Origin of the sequence: Novosphingobium sp., from assembly GCF_027486195.1 — a bacterium.
Lineage (GTDB): Bacteria > Pseudomonadota > Alphaproteobacteria > Sphingomonadales > Sphingomonadaceae > Novosphingobium.
On the sequence record NZ_JAIXPP010000087.1, the window covers coordinates 1 to 14,811 of the forward strand.

Below are 14,811 nucleotides of genomic sequence, written 5' to 3' on the forward strand. Positions count from 1 at the left end.
AACGGATGGTCGTACATCGATTCCGCCGCGAGGCTGTAGTGGCCGTAGCGCTCCACTTCGTCGCGGAAGGGGCGGATCATCTGGCTGTGGCAGACGTAGCAGCCCTCGCGCACATAGATGTCGCGCCCGGCTTGCTCGAGCGGGGTATAGGGGCGCATCCCCTGCACCTTCTCGATGGTGTTATCGATCCAGAACAGCGGCGCGATCTCGACGATCCCGCCCACTGTCACCGCCGCAAACGCCAGCACTGCCAGCAGCGTGACATTGCGTTCCAGCTTGCGGTGGCGTTCCATGAAAGTGGCCATTTCGGTATCTCCTGTCAGGCCGGGTCAGATGGCGGTCGCGGGGACGAGCGGCACGTCGCGCGCCGGATCGAACGCGGCCGAGTGCAGCGGTGTTTCCTGCCGATAGTGGCCAAGGATCGTGCGGGTGATGTTGATCGTCATCACCGTGGCGCCCGAGAGGTAGAGCAGCCCGCCGAAGACCCGCAGCGCATACATCGGGTGAAGCGCGGCGACGGTATCGGCGAAGGAGTTCACCAGATAGCCGTCCGGCCCGTATTCGCGCCACATCAGCCCCTGGGTGATCCCCGCCACCCACATCGCGGCGGTGTAGAAAACGATGCCCAGGGTCGCGAGCCAGAAGTGCCAGTTTACCATGCGCAGGCTGTAGAGCCGTGTCCGGCCCCACAGGCGCGGCGCCATGTAGTAGAGGCAGCTGAACGTGATCATCCCGTTCCAGCCCAGTGCGCCCGAATGCACGTGGCCGATGGTCCAGTCGGTATAGTGGCTGAGCGAGTTGACCGACTTGATGCTCATCATCGGCCCCTCGAAGGTGCTCATGCCATAGAAGGCGAGCGCGAGGACCATCATGCGCAGGATCGGATCGGTGCGGATCTTGTCCCAGGCGCCGTTGAGCGTCATCAGGCCGTTGATCATCCCGCCCCAGCTCGGCATCCACAGCATGACCGAGAAGACCATGCCCAGCGTCTGCGCCCAATCCGGCAGCGCGGTGTAGTGAAGGTGGTGCGGACCGGCCCAGATATAGAGGAAGATCAGCGCCCAGAAGTGGATGATCGAAAGCCGGTAGGAATAGACTGGCCGCTCGGCCTGCTTCGGCACGAAGTAGTACATCATCGCTAGGAAGCCGGCGGTGAGGAAGAAGCCCACCGCGTTGTGGCCATACCACCACTGCACCAGCGCGCCCTGCACCCCGCCGAACACCGGGTAGCTGCGCGATCCGAAGAAGCTCACCGGAATGTTAGCGTTGTTGACGAGGTGGAGCATCGCAACCGTCAGGATGAAGGCGAGGTAGAACCAGTTGGCCACATAGATATGCGGTTCCGACCGCTTGAGCAGCGTGCCGACGAAGACCGCGAGATAGGCGACCCAGACCACCGTGAGCCACAAGTCAACGTACCATTCCGGTTCAGCGTACTCCTTACCCTGGGTTATCCCCATGAGGTAGCCGGTGGCCGCCAGCACGATGAACAGCTGGTATCCCCAGAACACGAACTTCGCGAGGTCCGGCAAGGCAAGCCGCGTGCGGCAGGTGCGCTGGACCACGTAGAACGAGGTGGCTATCAGCGCGTTGCCGCCGAACGCGAAGATCACGGCGGACGTGTGCAAAGGCCGCAGCCGCCCGAAATTGATCCACTGCAGCCCGAGATTGAGCTGCGGGAAGGCCAGCTCAAGCGCGATCCAGAGGCCTGCGAGGAACCCCGCCATGCCCCAGAACACCGTGGCGATGACACCCAGGCGGATCAGATCGTCATCGTAACGTCCTGTATCAACCGGGCGAATCGCGGCTACGGGGTCCCAGCCCCGCACCGTGACGACAAGACCGATGAGCGCGGCGAGGCCGCAGATCATCATGTGGACGGCAAAGCCGGTATCGGCCGCCAGCGCGGTGGCGATCACCGTGAAGAACAACGCGCCGAGCCAGAGGCCAGTGCGCGGGAGTACGGAGTCCATGGAAAGCACCCTTCCAAACGGATGATGGGATCAAGTCCTGGACCGTCCCTGCCCGGCCTTCGCCCCCGCAACATTGACCGGTGTCAATTTGCAGCCGGCAATCGTGCCTTCGCTGAAATCATTTGCCTTTCCGGTTATTTTTTCTCTTCGCAATTTGCGCTCCGTCAATGTTGATGACGTCCCGCCGGATCATTGGACACTCGTGCTGCGAGGCTTGGCAGTCCTGCAAGGGGCAGGACCCGCGCAGCTTGGGAGCTCTGCTCATGAAGATTGTCCAACTGGCCGCCATCGGCGCGGCGCTCGCCTCCACCGCGCTCATCGCGGCTCCCGCTCATGCAGGCTCCACCGAGGGCAAATGGCAGATCAAGGTGCTCGGCTCGGCCGTGCTGCCCGATGGCAAGATCAGCCGTGTCGACAAGGACCTCATCGGCCTGCCCGCCGGTTCGCAGACCAAGGCGAGCGACAACGTAGTGCCCACGCTGGCGGTCGAATACTTCTTCACGAAAAACATCTCGGCAGAAACGATCTGCTGCACCAGTTCGCATCACGTCACGGGCGCGGGCGCACTCGCGGGGGCGGCGATCGTCGATCACGCCGTGCTGATCCCCGCGACGCTCACGCTCAAGTATCACCTGCCGCTTGCCGGCGGGATCAAGCCCTATATCGGCGCTGGCCCGGCGCTCTACCTGTGGCTGGGTGAACGCCCCGGCGCTGCCGCCGCGTCGCTGGGCGCGGCCCGCGTGCGCCTGTCTAATGAAGTGGGCGCAGCGGTCCAGGGCGGTGTCGATATCGCGCTCGGCAACAAGGGCTATGGCCTCAGCCTCGATGCCAAGAAGTATTGGGTGAACACCACGGCCCACTTCACCACTGCCGGCGGGGTCGAGGCGCTGACAACGCGCCACAAGATCAACGCCTGGATCCTCAGCGCGGGCGTCTCTTACCGCTTCTGACCCATTGCACCGTCAGCGCGGATGGCCTCCGACCCTCCCCGCGCGGCTGTGCATACCTCCCCAGCGGAGGGGCGGCGGGTGGCAGGCAGGGCTTCGGCCCCGCCGGTCGCCCGTCGTTTTGACTCGTGTGCTGTGCTTGCATCGCGCCAGGTACCCGGCACTATGCCGCACATGACCGCACCCATCCCGAACTGGACTCGCCGCAGCTTTCTCGCCGCCGGCCTTGCCGCCTGCACGGCACCGGTCGTTCGCGCCCAGTCCATCCCTGCCCAGCCCATCCCTGGTCTGCCCCTGCGTGTTGCGCCTGATCGCGAACTGATGGTCCCGGTCGAAGGCGGACGGCTCTATGTCCGCGTGAACGGTGAACTATCCGGTCCGCGCCTGCCGCTGGTCTATCTCCACGGCGGCCCTGGAAGCGGCCACGCCGGGCTCCTCGCGCTCACCGCGCTGGCGGAGGAGCGCCCGGTGATCCTCTATGACCAGCTCGATAGTGGCCGCTCCGATGCACCCGGTGATCCGCGCAACTGGCGGGTGGAGCGCTTTGTCGACGAGATCGAGGCGGTTCGCCGCGCGCTCGGCGTGGAACGCTGGCACCTCGGCGGCGGCAGCTGGGGCGGCACGCTGGCGCTGGAATACGGGGCGCGGCGGCCTGCAGCGCTGGCGGGTCTGATCATCCAGTCCCCGCTGGTTTCAACCCGCAGCTGGATTGCCGACGCTGCTGCCCTGCGCCGCGAACTCCCCGCCCAGTGGCGCGCAACGCTGGACGCGTGCGAGAGCGCTGCACCGCCGGGCAGTGAACAATGCGCGGCAGCGGACGAGGCCTATCTCAGTCGCCATGTCTGGCGCGCTCCGGGGGATCCCCGCGTGGCCGCCTACCGCAAATCCATGCCGCCCCACGCGGGGGAAGCGGTCTATAACGGGATGTGGGGCCCGGTCGAATTCCGTGCGACAGGCACCTTGCGCGACTATGATGGCGAGCCGCTGCTGGCGCGCCTCGATGGCCGCCGCACGCTGTTTGTTGCCGGAGAGTATGACGAAGCGCGGCCCCAGACCGTCGCCGGTTTCGCCCGCCGCGTGCCCCACGCACAGTACCGCACGATTTCCGGCGCCGCGCACGCGATCCTGCGCGACAAGCCCGAAAGCTATCTGCCCATCATCAGTGAATGGTGCCGCCGCAACGAGCGCGGCTGAGTGCCTAACCGGCGAGCATCACCAGCGAGCTGCGGTCAAGAATCTCGACATCGCGCCGCCCCGGCAACGCGACCACGCCATCGGCCTTCAGCTTGGTGAACTGGCGGCTGACCGTCTCGATGGTGAGACCGAGGAGGTCCGCGACCTGCTGGCGCGAGAACGGCAGCGTGAACTGCCGCGCCGGCCCGGTGTGCGCCATACAGCCGTTGTCAGCCAGCCTCTCGGACATGTCGAGCAGGAAGGTTGCGATCTTTTCGGGCGCGCTCTTGCGGCCCAGCAGCATCATCCACGCGCGGGTGCGGTCAAGCTCGGCCAGCGTGCGTTCCAGCAGCTTGTGTTCGAGCTCAGGGTGTTCGCGCGCAAAGCGGTCGAAATCGTTGCGCGCGAAGACGCAGACGCGCGCATCGGTCAGCGCGACCACGCTGGCGGCGCTGGTCTGGCCAAACGGGCGGCCGATGAAATCGGAAGGGTAAGCGACGCCGACGATCTGCTCGCGCCCATCGGCGGTGCTGGTCGTCAGCTTCAGAACACCTTCGATCACGTTGGCGACGAGCAGCGAGTCGTCGTCCTCCCAGATCAGCGGTTCTCCGGCGGAAACGGAGCGGCGACGACCCATGACACTGAGTGCCGAAATCTCGGGGTGTTCGAGACCGGCGCAAATGGCCCGATTACGGACTATGCAGGTATCACAGGCGCTCATCCATTCCGGTTCTACCAGTCGGAACGGTCTGCGGCAATCATGCATCCGTGCTAGCCCGCTAAAAAGCATCACGAAAAGTGGGCGGCCAGGGGTGCTGGCCGCCCGAAGTCGGGGAGAAATCGGCGGAAGGGGGAATGACAGCCTGATCCTTCCGCGCCCCATCTTTCTGGCAGCGGCGGGCGCAGCGATCCTTGACCGAGATCAAACCAGCAAGCCCGGACGAAAAAATTCTACTGTTTGGTAGAAAAAGCTGCGTCTGGAAGCGACTCAGTCGGCCAGCAGCGTGAGGTCGTGATACTGCCCGCGGAAGAACAGCAGCGGATTGCCCTCGTTCTGCTTGCCCAGCGCCTCCACCGCGCCGACCACCAGCCAGTGATCGCCCACTTCGGTCACGCGCTCAATCGTGCAATCGATCCACGCAATCGCGTTGTCGAGCACCGGAAGGCCTGCCGGGCTTTGCCCGTGGGCCAGCTGCGAAAACTTGTCATCGGCGCGCGCGGCGAAGCGGCGGCATAGCGAGAGTTGATCCGCGCCGAGCACGTTGACGCAGAATCGCCCCGTCGCCTCGATCCGCGGCCAGGTGCCGGAACGCTTGTCCGGAAAGAACCCGACGAGCGGGGGATCGAGCGAAATCGAGGTGAACGAGCCAACGACGAGGCCGTGCCGCTCGCCGCCGGCGGCAAGCGCAGTCACCACACAGACGCCGGTCGGGTAGGCGCCGAGCACATCACGGAACAAGCGGGGATCGATCATTGCCTCCTACCCGTGTCTGCAAACCGAAACAGGGTCAAGCCTCGATTGCCGTAACGGCACTAAGGACTTGCTCTGCCCATTCCTGGCGGCAGATGAGGAGATCCGGCAAGTAGGTGTCGCGGTTGTTGTAGACCAGCGGCGACCCGTCCATGCGGGACACATGCAGACCCGCAGCAGCAGCCACGGCCACCGGCGCGCAGTTGTCCCACTCATATTGCCCGCCCGAATGGAGGTAGATTTCCGCCTCCCCGCGTACGACCGCAATGGCCTTGGCGCCGGCCGACCCCATCGGCACCAGTTCGCCGCCAAGCATCTTCGCAACTTCGACCGCTTCATGGGCGGGCCGCGTGCGGCTCACCAGCAGGCGCGGCGGCGTGGCCATCGGCGGCAGGGGCGGCGGCGCGCCGCTGTCGAGCAGGAGATCGAGCCCCGGCAGCGCCACCGCGCCCAGCGTCGCCACGCCGTCCACCGCGAGGCCGATATGCACCGCCCAGTCGCTGCGCCCCTCGCCATATTCGCGCGTGCCATCGAGCGGATCGATGATCCACACGCGGGATTTGCCGAGGCGCTCGGGCGTATCCTGCGTCTCTTCGGAAAGGACGCCGTCATCAGGCCGGTGCGCGGCAACTTCGGCCATAAGCCAGGCATTGGCACGAAGGTCGCCCTCCGCGCCCAGCGCCTTGCCCTCGTGCGTACCTGCGCCGCGCAAGTCCATCAGGATCCGCGCCGCACCCGCCGCCAGATGCCGCGCCAGTTCGATATCGTCCATCAACGCCCCTAAGCTCGTCAAATCACGTCTTCAGATCACCGGCATCCAGTCGCCGATAATCAGCGCCACGATGCGTTCTGCCGCTTCTTCGGGGCTTTCGCCCATCGTGTCCACGCGGATTTCGGGTTCTTCCGGCGCTTCATAGGGGCTGTCGATCCCGGTGAAGTTCTTTAGCGCGCCGCTGCGGGCCTTCTTGTAGAGGCCCTTCACATCGCGCCGTTCGGCTTCTTCCAGCGGCGTATCGACGAAGATCTCGAAGAACTCGCCTTCCGGCAACAGCGCGCGCACCATGTCGCGCTCGGCACGGAACGGGCTGATGAACGCGGTGAGCACGATAAGGCCGGCATCGGTCATCAGCTTGGCAACTTCCGCAACGCGCCGGATATTCTCTATCCGGTCCGCCTCGGTAAAGCCCAGATCCTTGTTGAGCCCGTGGCGCACGTTGTCGCCATCGAGCAGGAACGTGTGCTTGCCGAGCGCGTGGAGCTTTTTCTCGACCAGATTGGCGATGGTCGATTTACCCGAGCCCGAAAGCCCGGTGAACCACAGCACGGCGGGGCTCTGGCCCTTCATCCGCGCATGGGCCTCACGCGTCACATCCAGCGCCTGCCAATGCACGTTCTGCGCGCGGCGCAGGCTGAAGTTGAGCATGCCGGCCGCGACGGTCGCGTTGCTGATCTTGTCGATCAGGATGAAGCCGCCCAATGTCCGGCTCTCGGTGTAGGGCTCGAACACGATCGGGCGATCGGTGGTGATCTCGGCCAGACCGATCGCATTGAGTTCAAGCGTCTTGGCCGCAAGCCGCTCCATCGTATTGACATTGATGGTGCATTTTGGCTGCGAGACGGTGACCGAAACGGTCTGGCTGGCCAGCTTGAGCCAATAGGCGCGGCCCGGCACCAGCGGCTCGTCGGCCATCCACACGAGGTTCGCCTCGAACTGGTCGGCCACCTGCGGCGGGGCGTCGGACGCCGCGAGCACGTCCCCGCGCGAGCAGTCGATCTCGTCCGCCAGGCAGAGCGTGACCGACTGGCCGGCCACCGCTTGCTCAAGATCGCCGTCGCCAGCGGTTTCGCCTGCGAAACCGGCACTTGGCATCGTCACGATGCGCGTCACCGTGCTCGTCTTGCCCGAAGGCAGCACGCGCACGGCATCGCCCGGCTTCACCGTGCCGTTCGCGATCAGGCCGGAAAAGCCCCGGAAATCGAGGTTCGGGCGGTTCACCCACTGCACCGGCATGCGAAACACGCCCGCCGCCTCGGCCGCGGTGTTCACATCCACGGCTTCCAGATGCCCCATCAGCGTCGGGCCGGAATACCACGGCGTATTCGCACTCGGCGCGGTGATATTGTCGCCCTTGAAGCCCGAGATCGGCATCGCGGTGAAGCCCGCGATCCCGATGCTGGCGGCGAACGCGGAATAATCCGCCACGATCGCATCGTAGCGCGCCTGATCGTAGCCGATCAGATCCATCTTGTTCACCGCGAGCACGATATGGCGGATGCCGATAAGGTGCGCGAGGTAGGAATGCCGCCGCGTCTGCGTCAGCACGCCCTTGCGCGCGTCGATCAGGATCACGGCAAGGTCGGCTGTGCTCGCACCGGTCACCATGTTGCGCGTGTACTGCTCGTGCCCCGGGCAATCCGCCACGATGAACTTGCGCTTTTCGGTGCTGAAGAAGCGGTAGGCAACGTCGATGGTGATGCCCTGCTCGCGCTCCGCGGCGAGGCCGTCGACCAGAAGCGCAAAATCGATCTCGCCGCCCTGCGTGCCCACTTTCTTGCTGTCATTCTCAAGCGCTGCGAGCTGATCTTCGAAGATCATCTTCGAATCGTAGAGCAAACGACCGATCAGCGTCGATTTTCCATCATCCACGCTGCCGCAGGTGATGAAGCGCAGCATCGACTTGTGCTGGTGCAGATCGAGGTAGGCCTCGATATCCTCGGCAATCAGGGCCTCGGTCTGATAGATGGGGTCGGTCATTCTCTTGATCCTCGTCGCCCCGTGCTTGACACGGGGCTGGGCTTTTCTCTTGCTCCGAAGGCAGCCCAGCCCCGGATCAAGTCCGGGGTTGACCCTTCGGAACGCTGCGCATTCCGTGGCGGGTCAAAAGTACCCCTGCTGCTTCTTGACTTCCATGCCCGCGCCGCCGGCATCCTTGTCGATCACGCGGCCCTGCCGCTCGCTGGTGGTCGTCAGTAGCGTTTCCTGGATCACTTCGTTGAGCGTGGTCGCATTGCTCTCCACCGCACCCGTCAGCGGGAAGCAGCCCAGCGTGCGGAAGCGGATCGAACGTTCCGTGATTTCAGGGCAATAGCCCAGCACCTTCTCGAGCCGCGGCAAGTCGTCGGCCATGAACAACCCGCCTTCCCACTCGAAGGTCGGCCGCTTCGCCGCGAAATAGAGCGGCACGATCGGCACATCGTTCAGCCGGATGTACTGCCAGATATCGAGCTCGGTCCAGTTCGAGATCGGGAACACGCGGATGCTCTCGCCCTTGTTCTTGCGGGCGTTGTAGATGTTCCACAGCTCGGGCCGCTGGTTCTTGGGGTCCCAGCCGTGGCTGGCGGTGCGGAAGCTGAAGATGCGCTCCTTCGCGCGGCTCTTCTCCTCATCGCGCCGCGCGCCGCCGAAGGCCGCGTCAAAGCCCCACTTGTCGAGCGCCTGCTTCAGCCCTTCGGTCTTCCACATGTCGGTGTGGAGTGCGCCGTGATCGAACGGATTGATCCCGCGCTCCGCCGCTTCCGGGTTCTGGTAGACGAGCAGCTCCATGCCGCTCTCCTTCGCCATCCGCTCGCGCAGCTCGTACATCGCCTTGAACTTCCACGTCGTATCGACATGGAGCAGCGGGAACGGCGGCGGGCTGGGATAGAACGCCTTGCGCGCAAGATGCAGCATCACCGCGCTATCCTTGCCCACCGAATAGAGCATCACCGGATTGGTCGCCTCAGCCACCACCTCGCGCATGATGTGGATCGCCTCGGCTTCGAGCCGCTGGATGTGGGTCAGGGTGGACAGTTCAGACATCGCGTTCTCGCGCCTCATGGATTGCGGGCTCCAGATGGCCTCTTGCGCACTGGCGCAAAGCTCCCATATGGGAGCACAACGCCATGGCATTCCTTTCGACCGATCAACGCGAGCTTTACCTGCCGCTCATGGAGGGCCTGCTGGAGGATCCGCCGTGGCAGCGCTTCCTCGGCAATCTGCTCCAGCGCACCGGCGCGCGGCGGGCGGCGCTGGCGCTCGCGCAGCCGGGATCGCCGGAGCCCACGCTCACCGTCCGCGCCGACGCCGCCCGCGCCGCGCTCGATCCCCCGCTCGATCTGGCGCGCCTCGCCGCACTCGGTCTGTTCCCCGGCACCGCCATGCGCACGGGCCGCGTCTACACGCTGGGCGAGATGCTCGATTTCGACGTACCCGCCCGCCTCGGCGCGCAGCGGTCCGCGCTCGGCGCGATGCGGATCAACCACGCGCGTGCCGTCCGCGTCGGCAGTGCCGGCACCGGCGAGGCTTGGCTGCTCCTCACCCGCGAGCGCGAGGACCTCGGCGCGGCGGACAGCGCGCTCCTTGCTGCATTGGCCCCGCATCTTGCCGCCGCGCTTGCCGTGCGCGCCGCGCTCGGCAAGGCCGGAATGCGCGCCGCGATGGCGGAAAGCACGCTGGCCCTACTCGGCACCGGCGAGATTGCGCTTACCGCCAGCGGACATGTCCTCGCCGCCGATCCGGTGGCCGAAAGCCTCCTCATTTTCTCCGCCGAACCCGGCCCCGCACGCCGCCTCCAACTTCTCCCCGAAACCGCGCGTGCGCTCGAAACCGCCTGCACCGCACTCGCCGGCACTGCCACACCCGAGGCACGCCGCCTCGTTCGGCTTGGCGAAGATCCGCGCCGCGATCTGCTGCTGCGCCCGGCAGGTCAGGATGCTGGCCATTCTGCTGCTGCGATCGGCTTGATCCGCAGCCCATCCGGGCGGGTTGCGCGGTCCGCACCAGAGGTCATCGCCAGTACCCACGGCCTTTCCGCGCGAGAGGCTGCGCTGGCCTGCGGCCTCATGCAGGGCGAGACCATCGTCGAAGCCGGAACCCGCCTCGGCCTCACCCAGGAAACGGCGCGGAACTACTCCAAGCGTATCTACGCCAAGACCAGCACCACCGGTCAGGCCGATCTCGTCCGCCTGCTAATGGGCGGCCTCGCACCCTTCTGCTGAGGGCTGGACGCGCGGCCCAGCGCTGATATCCTCATCGCGGCAGGCAGGGGGGAGACCATGAACGCCGAAACCGGATCATCGCTTGATCGCGCGCGCCGCCGCATCGCCTATTTCTCCGTCGCCGCCTGCGCCATGCTTGCGCTGACACTCGTCGGGTTTGGCGACAACCTCTTCACGAATGTCGGCCAGCCCAGCAATTTCGACCCCAAGTTCATCGCGCACGGCCTTACCAGCCTTGCCTGGATGGTGCTGCTGGTCGTGCAGTCAACGCTGATCGGCGCAGGAAATCCCCGCCTGCACCGCAAACTGGGTCTTGCAGGGCTGATCATCGCGCTGGGCGTCACGCTCAGCACGCTTTATCTCTTTGTGGTGCTGTGGAAAGGCTGGGATCACATGGGTGCGGAAGCCAAGGCAAACCGCCTGCTGCTGCCCGCTTATGCGCTGCTTGTGGGGCTCGCTTTCGCCAACCGCCACCGCCCCGCGCTGCACAAGCGACTGATCCTGCTCGGCTCGTTCTGCATGCTCGGCCCGGTGCTGGCGCGCACGTTCGATCCATTGTTCGTGCCCTTCATCGAAGGCTGGCCCGAAAGCGCGATCGAAACGATGTTCTGGCCCTATTTCCTCGGGATCTGGAGCGCTTTCTTCGCCTCGCTCCTTGCCTACGACGTGGCAACCATGCGCCGCCCCGCCGCCGTCACGCTGGGCGGCATCGCGCTGTTCGCCGCCTGCTGGCTGATCGCGGTCGGCACCTGACCTACTCGAAGAACGCCACCCCGCGCACTTCGATGCTCTCCCGGATTTTCGCATCCGGCAGGCTGGTATCGTGAAACGCGGTATGCGGGCAGCGCCAGGTCACCGCATGGTCGCTGTCCTGAAACTTGAACAGCAGCACATCGTCCGCCGCCATGTTGGAGAAATACCACCAGCGGTGGCGCTCCCGGTGGCGGAAGATCGTCGCCGCGATCATCTGATCCTCGCCCTCGACCGGTGCAGTCAGCGCGTCGCCAACCGGGAATTCATCGACCACGAACAGGGTGTTGGACGCGGTCTCCTCATCGCTCACCGTGCGCCCGTCACAAACCGCCAGCGGCCAGTCCTGCGGGCCGGGTGAAAACGTGCGCCACAGCGAGAAGCAGATGTACCGCTTGTACCCCGGTCCATCGGGAAACGTCTGCCCATAGACCCGCGCTGCGGCACGCTTGCCGGTCAGTTCGTTGTAATCGACATGCGCCTCGCCCGCCGGCGGCTGGATCCCGCCCGAATGGACATAGCCTGCCACCTTCTCCTGCGCACGGCTGGAAAGGTCGCCCGAAGTGCGGATCATCCAGCCCTGCGTCGATACCTTGTCCGCCCCCGTCAGCCGCGCCACAAGCGCCTCGACCTCGCGCTGGTAGCTGGCATCAACCGCCCCTTTGTCGTGGAAATCGGCAATCGCCGTCTCATGCTTGGCGATCACGAAACCGTGCATGTCGAGGCTGAAATGATCGCGCAGCGGCATCCCGTCGCGCACTACGACAGCATAGTCGCGGTAGTCGCCGGTGTTCATCTCCGCGCCCTGGCTCACATAACGCCGGGTGACGAATTCGCCCTCGTCGAGATAGCGGATCAGCGCCGGAGCCTGCCGCGCGGTTTCCTCGATATCGTCCAGCGCAGCCGTTGCCATCGCATTCTCCCATTATCGTTAGGGATACGAACTATATCGGCTGCGGCTCGGGTGTCCACCCTGCGCGCGGAGCGGTTTCGGGGATGCGCCAGAGCACCGGCAGGATCACCAGGGCCACCACCGCGATCATGGCGCCGGGCACCGCCGGCCAGCCGGTCCCTTCAAGCAGCATTTGCGCCACCAAAGGCGTGACCCCGCCAAACAGCGCTGTCGCGCTCGTCACACCCAGCGCGAGGCCGGAAAGCCGTGCCTCGCCGGAAAACTGTTCGGCCGTCGCCACCGCGCCCACCGCGCTCCATGCACCGCCGAGCGCCGCGAGCAGCACCGCACCCACCAGCGCCGGCCAGACACCGCCATGCGCCATCAGCGAAAACAGCGTGATCGGCCCCGCCGCGCAGGCAATCGCAATCCCGATCAGCACTGGCCGCCGCCCGACATGATCCGAAAGCGCACCAACCAGCGGTGTCACCGCGATCACCACGAAGGCAGCCACGGTCGAAAGCGTCAGCGCCGCGCCCTCGCCCACCGCGCCGACCGAGGCGAGGAAGGCGGGCACATAGGTAATCCCGACGTAGTAGCTGATCGAGCCCAGCGCCGAGATCGCAAAGCCCCGGATGATCCCCGCACGCTGGTGCGTGATCGCATGGCGCAGCGGGTTCTCCGGCACCGTCCCTGCCGCGCGCTGGCGCTCGAACTCGGGCGATTCGTCCATGTTTGCGCGGGCCAGCAGCACCCCGCCCGCGAGCGCCGCGCCGACAAAGAAAGGAATGCGCCAGCCCCAGGCATCGAGCGTCTCCGCTGGCATGGCCCAGGTCGTCACCGCCGCCACGCCCACGGCGAGCAGCGCGCCGATCTCGCTCGCCGCCGAAGCGCAACTGGTGATCAGGCCGCGCCGGTGCGGCCCCGCGCCTTCGATGAGATAGGCGACCACGCCGGTGTATTCGCCGCCCACCGCAAAGGCCATCACGCAGCGCAGCGCGAGCAGGAGGAAGCCCGCCGCCGGGCCGATCTGCGCGTGCGTGGGCAGCAAGGCGCAGCCCAGCATCGCCGCGGTCATCACCGCCATCGAGAGCAGCATCGCGCGCCGCCGCCCGTGCCGGTCGCCATAGTGGCCCATGGCAATCGCGCCCAGCGGTCGCATCAAGTACGACACGGCAAAGCCCGCCAGCACCGCTGCCAGCGAGCCCTCGCCGCCGCCGAACATCACGCGCGAAAGGATCGTAGCGACATAGATATAGAGCGTGAAATCGTACCACTCGACGACTGTCGAGAAACCCGCGATCAGCATCGAGCGGAGCGAAATAGTCTGATGCGCGGCGACCATCAGGCCATCATGCCGCAAGCCTCCGCGCTTGCAAACCGCTTTCAGCCAACCCCTTCGGTCACCATCACGCGGTACGACGCGCCCTTGAGGCGGTGCACCTTGGCGTCCTGATAGGCCGGGCTGTTGTACCAGGCCTTCGCCGCGTCGATGTCGGGAAATTCGATAATCACGAGGCCCTCTGCGGTCGGCCCTTCCCACGTCTCGTTGGGGCCATAGAACGCCAGCGGCTTGAGCGGATGGCCCGCAATCGAAGCGCCCGCCTTGGCGTTGTACTGATCCAGCTCAGCCTGATCGTTCACGCCATCCTTGATGAACACAACATACGCAGTCATTCGGGCATTCCCTCCGTTTTATGAATTTGCAGCCTAGGGTCGCAATCCCGCGCCGCGCAAGGCTTTCAAGTGGCCGACCATCCGGCATCGATCACGAGGTTCGATCCCGTCACCACCCGCGCCGCTTCGCTCGCCAGATAGAGCACGGACGCGGCGGTCTGCTCGGGCTGGATCGGCTCCTTCACATGCGCCACGCTGAGGTACTGCGCATAGACTTCGTCCTGCGTCAGCCCGGCCCGCGCACCGATCTCGCTGGCGGTATGCTCGACCATTCTGGTCGGCAGGAAACCGGGGCAGACCGCATTCACCGTAATGCCATAAGCGCCCAGCTCCGCCGCCATCGTCTTCGTCATCCCGATCAGGCCGTGCTTGGTCGCGCTGTAGTGGCCGAAGCCCGGCGTGCCGATCAGCCCCGCGACCGAGGCGATGTTGATGATGCGCCCGCCGCTGCCTCCTGCGATCATCGCCGGAACCACCGCCCGGCTCATCCGCCAGCTGCCGGTGAGGTTGACCGCGATGGTCGTCTCGAAAGTCTCGTCATCGAGCAAGTGCATCGGCGTGTTGCCGGTGAGGATACCCGCGTTGTTCACCAGAATGTCGATCCGGCCCAGTTCACCCAGCACCCGCCCGACGAAGGCGTCGATCTCGGCCTGCCGGCGGATATCGCAAGTGGCATAAAGCGCGCGAACTCCAAGCGCCTCGATTTCGCGCGCCACGGCATCGAGCGCGCCGCCGAGGGCATAGCCCACGCTCGGCATCGCCGGTTCGCCCACGTCGCAGATCGCAACATCGGCGCCTGCGCCAGCCAAGGCCAGCGCCATCGCCCGCCCCTGCCCGCGCGCCGCGCCTGTCACGATTGCCACTTTGCCCGAAAGCCCGCCCATGCCCGTTTCCCCTCGCCTCACACGGCACGAAGCATGGCCTCTCGCCGCCTGCGCCTCATCAGGTAAA

The 14,811-nt window shown here is 65.6% G+C and carries 15 protein-coding genes; 4 read left to right on the forward strand and 11 right to left on the reverse strand.

Features of this window, described 5'->3' with window-relative positions:
- Together Q0071_RS15925 and ccoN are read right to left on the reverse strand one after the other, a co-directional pair.
- Window positions 1–305 (reverse strand): cbb3-type cytochrome c oxidase subunit II (locus Q0071_RS15925; RefSeq protein WP_298171577.1); only part of this gene is annotated, 305 nt, incomplete at its 3' end.
- 24 nt (window positions 306–329) lie between these two features.
- The gene (gene ccoN, locus Q0071_RS15930) at window positions 330–1,973 is read right to left on the reverse strand and encodes a cytochrome-c oxidase, cbb3-type subunit I (RefSeq protein WP_298171580.1); all 1,644 of its coding nucleotides are present in this window, start codon (window positions 1,971–1,973) and stop codon (window positions 330–332) included.
- A gap of 263 nt (window positions 1,974–2,236) precedes the next feature.
- On the opposite strand from ccoN, the gene Q0071_RS15935 reads away from it, so the two are divergent.
- Both Q0071_RS15935 and Q0071_RS15940 read left to right on the forward strand, forming a co-directional pair.
- The gene (locus Q0071_RS15935) at window positions 2,237–2,923 is read left to right on the forward strand and encodes an OmpW family outer membrane protein (RefSeq protein ID WP_298171583.1); all 687 of its coding nucleotides are present in this window, start codon (window positions 2,237–2,239) and stop codon (window positions 2,921–2,923) included.
- A gap of 171 nt (window positions 2,924–3,094) precedes the next feature.
- Window positions 3,095–4,114: a proline iminopeptidase-family hydrolase gene (locus Q0071_RS15940; RefSeq protein ID WP_298171586.1), complete on the forward strand. Its 1,020-nt coding sequence runs from the start codon at window positions 3,095–3,097 to the stop codon at window positions 4,112–4,114.
- Between the two features lie 4 nt (window positions 4,115–4,118).
- Here Q0071_RS15940 and Q0071_RS15945 read toward each other — a convergent pair whose 3' ends face one another.
- The 5 genes from Q0071_RS15945 to cysD form a co-directional block, all read right to left on the reverse strand.
- Window positions 4,119–4,814: a Crp/Fnr family transcriptional regulator gene (locus Q0071_RS15945; RefSeq protein WP_298171589.1), complete on the reverse strand. Its 696-nt coding sequence runs from the start codon at window positions 4,812–4,814 to the stop codon at window positions 4,119–4,121.
- A gap of 267 nt (window positions 4,815–5,081) precedes the next feature.
- Window positions 5,082–5,567: a flavin reductase family protein gene (locus Q0071_RS15950; RefSeq protein WP_298171592.1), complete on the reverse strand. Its 486-nt coding sequence runs from the start codon at window positions 5,565–5,567 to the stop codon at window positions 5,082–5,084.
- Between the two features lie 34 nt (window positions 5,568–5,601).
- Window positions 5,602–6,336, reverse strand: coding sequence for a 3'(2'),5'-bisphosphate nucleotidase CysQ (locus Q0071_RS15955; RefSeq protein WP_298171595.1), 735 nt, complete (start codon window positions 6,334–6,336; stop codon window positions 5,602–5,604).
- 30 nt (window positions 6,337–6,366) lie between these two features.
- Window positions 6,367–8,319, reverse strand: coding sequence for a sulfate adenylyltransferase subunit CysN (cysN, locus tag Q0071_RS15960; RefSeq protein ID WP_298171600.1), 1,953 nt, complete (start codon window positions 8,317–8,319; stop codon window positions 6,367–6,369).
- Between the two features lie 123 nt (window positions 8,320–8,442).
- Entirely contained in the window at window positions 8,443–9,381 is a 939-nt protein-coding gene (gene cysD, locus Q0071_RS15965; RefSeq protein WP_298171605.1) for a sulfate adenylyltransferase subunit CysD, read from the reverse strand.
- A gap of 65 nt (window positions 9,382–9,446) precedes the next feature.
- Here cysD and Q0071_RS15970 point away from each other — a divergent pair, with 65 nt between their 5' ends.
- Window positions 9,447–10,541 carry a LuxR family transcriptional regulator gene (locus Q0071_RS15970; protein WP_298171608.1) on the forward strand — a complete coding sequence of 365 codons (1,095 nt, stop codon included), beginning with the start codon at window positions 9,447–9,449 and terminating at the stop codon, window positions 10,539–10,541.
- A 57-nt stretch (window positions 10,542–10,598) separates the two neighbouring features.
- Entirely contained in the window at window positions 10,599–11,294 is a 696-nt protein-coding gene (locus Q0071_RS15975) for a hypothetical protein (RefSeq protein ID WP_298171611.1), read from the forward strand.
- A 1-nt stretch (window position 11,295) separates the two neighbouring features.
- Here the strand turns inward: Q0071_RS15975 and Q0071_RS15980 are convergent, their stop codons facing one another.
- The 4 genes from Q0071_RS15980 to Q0071_RS15995 all read right to left on the reverse strand — a co-directional run bounded on the left by Q0071_RS15980 (window position 11,296) and on the right by Q0071_RS15995 (window position 14,744).
- A complete protein-coding gene (locus Q0071_RS15980; protein WP_298171614.1) occupies window positions 11,296–12,204 on the reverse strand; it encodes a CmcJ/NvfI family oxidoreductase in 909 nt (302 codons plus the stop codon).
- Between the two features lie 31 nt (window positions 12,205–12,235).
- Window positions 12,236–13,528 (reverse strand): MFS transporter, encoded by a 1,293-nt coding sequence (locus tag Q0071_RS15985; protein ID WP_298171617.1) that lies wholly within the window; start codon window positions 13,526–13,528, stop codon window positions 12,236–12,238.
- Between the two features lie 41 nt (window positions 13,529–13,569).
- Entirely contained in the window at window positions 13,570–13,860 is a 291-nt protein-coding gene (locus Q0071_RS15990) for a DUF1330 domain-containing protein (protein WP_298171622.1), read from the reverse strand.
- Between the two features lie 65 nt (window positions 13,861–13,925).
- Window positions 13,926–14,744 (reverse strand): SDR family NAD(P)-dependent oxidoreductase, encoded by an 819-nt coding sequence (locus tag Q0071_RS15995; RefSeq protein WP_298171625.1) that lies wholly within the window; start codon window positions 14,742–14,744, stop codon window positions 13,926–13,928.
- Between the last annotated feature and the right edge of the window lie 67 nt (window positions 14,745–14,811).

Coding starts and splice junctions, on each gene's coding strand:
- ccoN (WP_298171580.1), bottom strand. CDS start 1,973: ATGGACTCCGTACTCCCGCGCACTGGCCTCTGGCTCGGCGCGTTGTTC.
- Q0071_RS15935 (WP_298171583.1), top strand. CDS start 2,237: ATGAAGATTGTCCAACTGGCCGCCATCGGCGCGGCGCTCGCCTCCACC.
- Q0071_RS15940 (WP_298171586.1), top strand. CDS start 3,095: ATGACCGCACCCATCCCGAACTGGACTCGCCGCAGCTTTCTCGCCGCC.
- Q0071_RS15945 (WP_298171589.1), bottom strand. CDS start 4,814: ATGAGCGCCTGTGATACCTGCATAGTCCGTAATCGGGCCATTTGCGCC.
- Q0071_RS15950 (WP_298171592.1), bottom strand. CDS start 5,567: ATGATCGATCCCCGCTTGTTCCGTGATGTGCTCGGCGCCTACCCGACC.
- Q0071_RS15955 (WP_298171595.1), bottom strand. CDS start 6,336: ATGGACGATATCGAACTGGCGCGGCATCTGGCGGCGGGTGCGGCGCGG.
- cysN (WP_298171600.1), bottom strand. CDS start 8,319: ATGACCGACCCCATCTATCAGACCGAGGCCCTGATTGCCGAGGATATC.
- cysD (WP_298171605.1), bottom strand. CDS start 9,381: ATGAGGCGCGAGAACGCGATGTCTGAACTGTCCACCCTGACCCACATC.
- Q0071_RS15970 (WP_298171608.1), top strand. CDS start 9,447: ATGGCATTCCTTTCGACCGATCAACGCGAGCTTTACCTGCCGCTCATG.
- Q0071_RS15975 (WP_298171611.1), top strand. CDS start 10,599: ATGAACGCCGAAACCGGATCATCGCTTGATCGCGCGCGCCGCCGCATC.
- Q0071_RS15980 (WP_298171614.1), bottom strand. CDS start 12,204: ATGGCAACGGCTGCGCTGGACGATATCGAGGAAACCGCGCGGCAGGCT.
- Q0071_RS15985 (WP_298171617.1), bottom strand. CDS start 13,528: ATGGTCGCCGCGCATCAGACTATTTCGCTCCGCTCGATGCTGATCGCG.
- Q0071_RS15990 (WP_298171622.1), bottom strand. CDS start 13,860: ATGACTGCGTATGTTGTGTTCATCAAGGATGGCGTGAACGATCAGGCT.
- Q0071_RS15995 (WP_298171625.1), bottom strand. CDS start 14,744: ATGGGCGGGCTTTCGGGCAAAGTGGCAATCGTGACAGGCGCGGCGCGC.